This is a genomic window from Mycobacterium gordonae (assembly GCF_001417955.2).
In the GTDB taxonomy this organism is placed as follows: Bacteria; Actinomycetota; Actinomycetes; order Mycobacteriales; family Mycobacteriaceae; genus Mycobacterium; species Mycobacterium gordonae_B.
This window is the reverse complement of the sequence record NZ_LKTM01000087.1, coordinates 1-5,206: the sequence shown is the minus strand read 5'-3', so window position 1 is coordinate 5,206 and position 5,206 is coordinate 1. Positions and strand designations below refer to the sequence as shown.

Annotated in this window: 4 protein-coding genes and 1 pseudogene; 3 read left to right on the top strand and 2 right to left on the bottom strand. The window is 70.8% G+C overall.

The window, feature by feature from the left end:
• Window positions 1-1,516, bottom strand: a 1,516-nt coding sequence (locus tag AO501_RS09750; protein WP_156452442.1) for a PE family protein, incomplete at its 3' end; no start/stop codon positions are given.
• A 227-nt stretch (window positions 1,517-1,743) separates the two neighbouring features.
• Here AO501_RS09750 and AO501_RS09745 point away from each other — a divergent pair.
• Genes AO501_RS09745 through AO501_RS09735 form a run of 3 tightly spaced genes read left to right on the top strand, consistent with a single transcriptional unit; the run spans window position 1,744 to window position 4,916 of the window.
• Complete coding sequence (locus AO501_RS09745) at window positions 1,744-2,511, top strand: fructosamine kinase family protein (protein WP_055577528.1); 768 nt, start codon at window positions 1,744-1,746, stop codon at window positions 2,509-2,511.
• A gap of 27 nt (window positions 2,512-2,538) precedes the next feature.
• On the top strand, window positions 2,539-3,369 hold the full coding sequence (locus AO501_RS09740) for an amidohydrolase family protein (protein ID WP_055577527.1): 831 nt from the start codon (window positions 2,539-2,541) through the stop codon (window positions 3,367-3,369).
• Entirely contained in the window at window positions 3,366-4,916 is a 1,551-nt protein-coding gene (locus tag AO501_RS09735; RefSeq protein WP_055577526.1) for an acetolactate synthase large subunit, read from the top strand. The genes AO501_RS09740 and AO501_RS09735 overlap by 4 nt, the downstream gene beginning before the upstream one ends.
• A 6-nt stretch (window positions 4,917-4,922) precedes the next feature.
• Here the strand turns inward: AO501_RS09735 and AO501_RS09730 are convergent.
• Window positions 4,923-5,129, bottom strand: a pseudogene (locus AO501_RS09730) (acyl-CoA synthetase); the annotation flags it as partial.
• Window positions 5,130-5,206 lie beyond the last annotated feature (77 nt).

Here is a 5,206-nt window from a genome sequence, read left to right as displayed (position 1 = left end):
CGGTGCCGGTCCCGCCCGTGCCGCCGCCACCACCGGTGCCGCCTGTGCCTGCCTTGCCCGCCACGCCTCCGGAGCCTCCGGTGCCGACCGCGCCTCCGGCGCCGGCGCTGCCGCCCGTGCCACCTTGTCCGCCGCTACCACCGGCCGACCCCGCGAGAGTGCCCGATCCGCCCGCGCCACCCACACCTCCGACGCCGCCGACGCCACCGACGCCACCGGAGCCGTTCACACCGCCGGCGCCGCTGTTGCCACCCGCGCCACCCGCTCCACCGGCACCGCCGGCAAAGCCGGTGCCGCCAACAAGGCCGCTGCCGGTGGGGGAGTCCGTGCCGGATACGCCGGCCCCGCCGGCGCCGCCGGCTCCGCCGGTCCCGCCCGTGCCCGCGCCGCCGGCGGCACCGTCGAGGCTGAACAGTTGACGGGAGCCGCCCGCCCCGCCTGCGCCGGCGGCGCCGCCATTACCACCGGTGCCTCCGACACCACCGACCCCGCCGAGACCGGCAACGCTTCCGTCGGCGCCGTGGCCGCCGCCGCCGCCGACTCCACCCGAACCACCCAGGCCGCCCTGTCCGCCTGCGCCGAGGAACAGTGCGCCGCGGCCACCGGCGCCACCGTCGCCGCCGGCGCCACCGGTCCCGCCCGTGCCGCCGGCGGCGACACTGTCGCTGCCCACGCCGCCGGCCCCGCCGTTGCCACCGGTCCCGCCGCCGGCAAACCAGCTGCCGTCGCCGCCGGCGCCGCCTCGTCCGCCTGCGCCGGCGTCGGCACCGGCACCACCGTGTCCGCCGGCTCCGCCTGCGCCAAACAGCAATTCGGCGCGACCACCGGTCCCGCCCGCGCCGCCGCCGAACCCGCCGTTACCGCCGGCACCGCCACCGCCCCACAGGAATCCGCCGCTACCGCCTGCTCCGCCGGTGCCCCCGCCCACGCCACCGATCCCGCCAGCGCCGCCGACGCCGACCAGCCAACCGCCGGCACCGCCCGCGCCACCTGTTCCTCCGCCCGCGCCACCGGCGCCACCCGCGCCGCCGTTACCCCACAGCCCGGCCGCACCGCCGGCGCCACCGGCCTGCCCGGCCGCTCCCGCGGCACCGTTTCCGCCGTTGCCGTACAAGATGCCGCCATCACCACCACTGCCGCCCGGTGTGGTGGCGTTCGCCCCGTCGCCGATCAGCGGGCGACCCAGCAGCGTCTGGGTGGGCGCGTTGATGAGCCCCAGCAGTGCCTGTTCGGCATTGAATGACTCCGCGGTCGCGTAGGCATTCGTCCCAGCCCTGAGGGTCGCCACGAACCGCTCCTGAAACGCCGCGAGCCGCTCGCTGATCGCTTGGTAGTCGCGGCCGTAGCCGCCGAACAGCGCGGCTATCTGGGCAGACACGTCATCGGCAGCGGCGGCCAGCAACTCGGTGGTGGGAACCGCGGCGGCGGTGTTCGCCGCGTTCAGCGCCGATCCCACTCTCGCCAGATCCCCGGCGGTCGTCGTTACGAATTCCGGTGCGATCGACACGAACGACATGGCACAGCTCCCAACCAACGCTGGATAGAAACCCGCGGAAATGACGCGTAGCTCGGGATCTTATTCGGCAGAAGTCCAATAAGCCATGAAATTCCCCCGACGAATTCGGCGTCATTCACCGAACGGGATTCCAGAATGCGCAAGGGGTTTCGTGTCTTCGCGACGCTTCGAAGGCAGCGCCGTCTACAGTCCGAAAGCGTGCTCTGGATAGGCGCGTCGGGCCCGTCGTGAACGATTTCGTCAAGCGCAATCCGGACGCGCCCGCCGGCTTCTTCGCCTGCGAGGCGGCCGGGTTGAGTTGGCTCTCCGGCGTCGACGGGGGAGTGCCCTGCGCGCCGGTGCTGGATGTTGACGCCACCAGCCTGACCCTGCGCCGGCTCGAGTCGGTGCCGCCGAGCCCCGATGCGGCGCACGAGTTCGGAGCCCGGCTTGCGGTCATGCACGACGCGGGGGCATCGGCGTTCGGCGTGGGTCCCGACGGGTGGGACGGCCCCGGATTCTTCGGCCCGCTGTCCCAACCCCTGCCCATGTCTTTGCGACCGCACCCGCGCTGGGGCAGCTTCTACGCCGACGAGCGGCTGGCGCCGATGACCGAGCTGGCTGCCCACCGGCTCGACAGCCCGACGCGGCAGGCGATCGACGGGGTGCTGGCCCGGTGCGCAGCGGGAGACTTCGACGACGAGGACCCACCGGCCCGGCTGCACGGAGACCTGTGGAGCGGCAACGTGATGTGGACCCGGGACGGGGTGGTGCTGATCGACCCGGCCGCGCACGGCGGCCACCGCGAGACCGACCTGGCTATGCTCGCACTGTTCGGCTGTCCACACCATGACGCGGTGCTGGCCGGATATCAGCAGGTTCGATCGCTGAAAGCCGGATGGCGCAACCGGATTGGGCTGCATCAGCTCTACCCGCTGCTGGCGCACGTGGTGCTCTTCGGCGGCGGATACGCGCGCCAGACGGGCGTCGCTGCCCGTTCCGCGCTGGGTGCTTGAACACCGACGCGCTAGGGTCGAACCGCGATGACGATCGATGTGTGGATGCAGCATCCGACGCAGCGGTTCCTGCGCAGTGACATGTTGGCCTCGCTGCGTCGCTGGACCGGTGGGTCCATGCCCGACGCGGAAATTCCGATCGAGGTCACCGTCGCCGCGATGGACGACGCGGGCGTCGAACTCGGACTGCTCAGCGCATGGCTCGGCCCGGCCGGCCAGGACCTGGTGTCCAACGACGAGGTCGCCGAATGGATTGCCCTGCACCCCAATCGATTCAAAGGTCTGGCGACGGCCGATCTGGACCGTCCGATGCCAGCGGTCCGCGAACTGCGCCGCCGCGTCGATGAGGGGTTCGTCGGGTTGCGGGTGGTGCCGTGGCTGTGGAACGCCCCGCCCACCGACCGCCGCTACTATCCGCTGTTCGCTCAGTGCGTCGAGTCCGGCATCCCGTTCTGCACCCAGGTCGGGCACACCGGGCCGTTGCGGCCGTCGGAGACCGGCCGCCCGATTCCCTATATCGATCAGGTTGCCCTCGACTTCCCGGATCTGGTGATCGTGTGCGGGCACGTCGGCTACCCGTGGACCGAGGAGATGGTCGCGGTGGCCCGCAAGCACGAGAACGTCTACATCGACACGTCGGCTTACACCATCCGGCGACTCCCGGACGAGCTGATCAGGTTCATGAAAACCGGTACCGGACAGCGCAAAGTCCTGTTCGGCACCAACTATCCGATGATCGCGCACGCGCACGCACTGGCGGGTCTTGACGATCTCGGCCTCAGCGACGAGGCTCGTCGAGACTTCCTGCACGACAATGCCGAGCGGGTCTTCAGGTTGCAACGAAAGGTGGACAGGTGAACGGTGCGCAGGCTCTGATCAACACCTTGGTCGACGGCGGCGTCGACGTCTGCTTCTCCAACCCGGGCACCTCGGAGATGCACTTCGTCGCGGCGCTGGACACCGTCGATCAAATGCGAGGCGTGCTAACGCTTTTCGAAGGGGTTGCCACCGGTGCGGCCGACGGGTACGCCCGCATCGCCGGTCGCCCGGCAGCCGTGCTGCTGCATCTGGGACCCGGACTGGGCAACGGTCTGGCCAACCTGCACAATGCCCGGCGCGCGCGGGTGCCGATGGTCGTCGTCGTCGGCGATCACGCCACCTACCACAAAAAGTACGATGCCCCACTGGAATCCGACATCGACGCCGTCGCCGGCACCGTGTCGGGATGGGTGCGCAGAACGGCGACGGCAGCGGACGTCGGCGCCGACACCGCCGAGGCCATCGAGGCCAGCACGTCAGGGTCGTTCGTCTCGACGCTGATCCTGCCCGCCGACGCCTCCTGGTCCGAAGGCGCGCAGCCGGCCACCGTCGAGTCCGCCGCGGCGGCGAAAGCATCGAGCGCCGACGTGCGCGCGGTAGCCGAGTTGCTGCGCGCGGGTGAACCCACCATCGTCCTGGTCGGCGGCGACGCCACCCGCGAACCGGGTCTGTCGGCGGCCGCGCGGATCGCCGAGGCCACCGGCGCCCGCCTGCTGTGTGAGACGTTCCCGACCCGACTGGAGCGTGGCGCGGGCGTGCCCGCCATCGACCGGCTGGGCTACTTCGCCGAAGCCGCGGCGGCTCAACTCGACGGCGCCAAGCATCTGGTGCTCGCCGGGGCACGGTCGCCGGTCTCGTTCTTCGCCTACCCCGGGATGCCCAGCGACCTGGTTCCGTCCGGCTGCGAAGTGCACATCCTGGCCGAATATGACGGAGCCGCAGCCGCTTTGGCAGCACTGGCCGACGAGGTGGCGCCGGGGACGACCGCGGCGACCGCGCCCGCCAACCGTCCCCAGCTGCCGTCGGGGGCGCTGACGTCCGCGTCGGCTGCCGAGGTGATCGGTGCACTGCTGCCCGAACGGGCGATCGTGGTCGACGAATCCAACACCTCGGGTCTGCTGTTGCCGGCGGCGACCGCCGGAGCGCCGGCCCACGACTGGCTGACCCTGACCGGCGGGGCCATCGGTTACGGCATCCCGACCGCGGTCGGTGCCGCGGTGGCGGCGCCGGACCGTCCGGTCGTCTGCCTGGAATCCGACGGGTCGGCGATGTACACGATCTCGGGGCTGTGGAGCCAAGCGCGGGAACTGCTGGACGTCACCACCGTCATCTACAACAACGGTGCCTACGACATTCTGCGGCTCGAGCTGCAACGCGTGGGCGTCGAAGCCGGACCCGGCCCGAAAGCCAAAGACCTGCTCGATATATCGCGTCCCACAATGGATTTCGTCAAGATCGCCGAAGGCATGGGGGTACCCGCGCGGCGTGCGACCACCTGCGAGGAGTTCGCACAGGCGCTGCGCGACGCGTTCGCCGAGCCCGGCCCGCACCTGATCGACGCGGTGGTGCCGTCCCTGCTGGGGTAGCCAAGGTCAGCGTGGAATCGCGAACACCGGTTCGCCGCAATCGACACCCTCGGCCGAAAGTTGCCGTTTGAGCACCTTGAAGGTCATCGTGCCCGGCAACCCGGCACTCACCCGCACGTACGACGGCCATTGCTTGGGCCCGAGATCGGCCTGCCCGGACAGGAACGCCCGGAACTGGTCCGGATCGAACTGCGCACCCGGCGCCATGACGACCGGAACCTGTCAACCTGAATGAGGCACCGTTGCGCGGTATTTACTGAGCGTCCTCCTCTGGATGGTCGGGTGGGTTG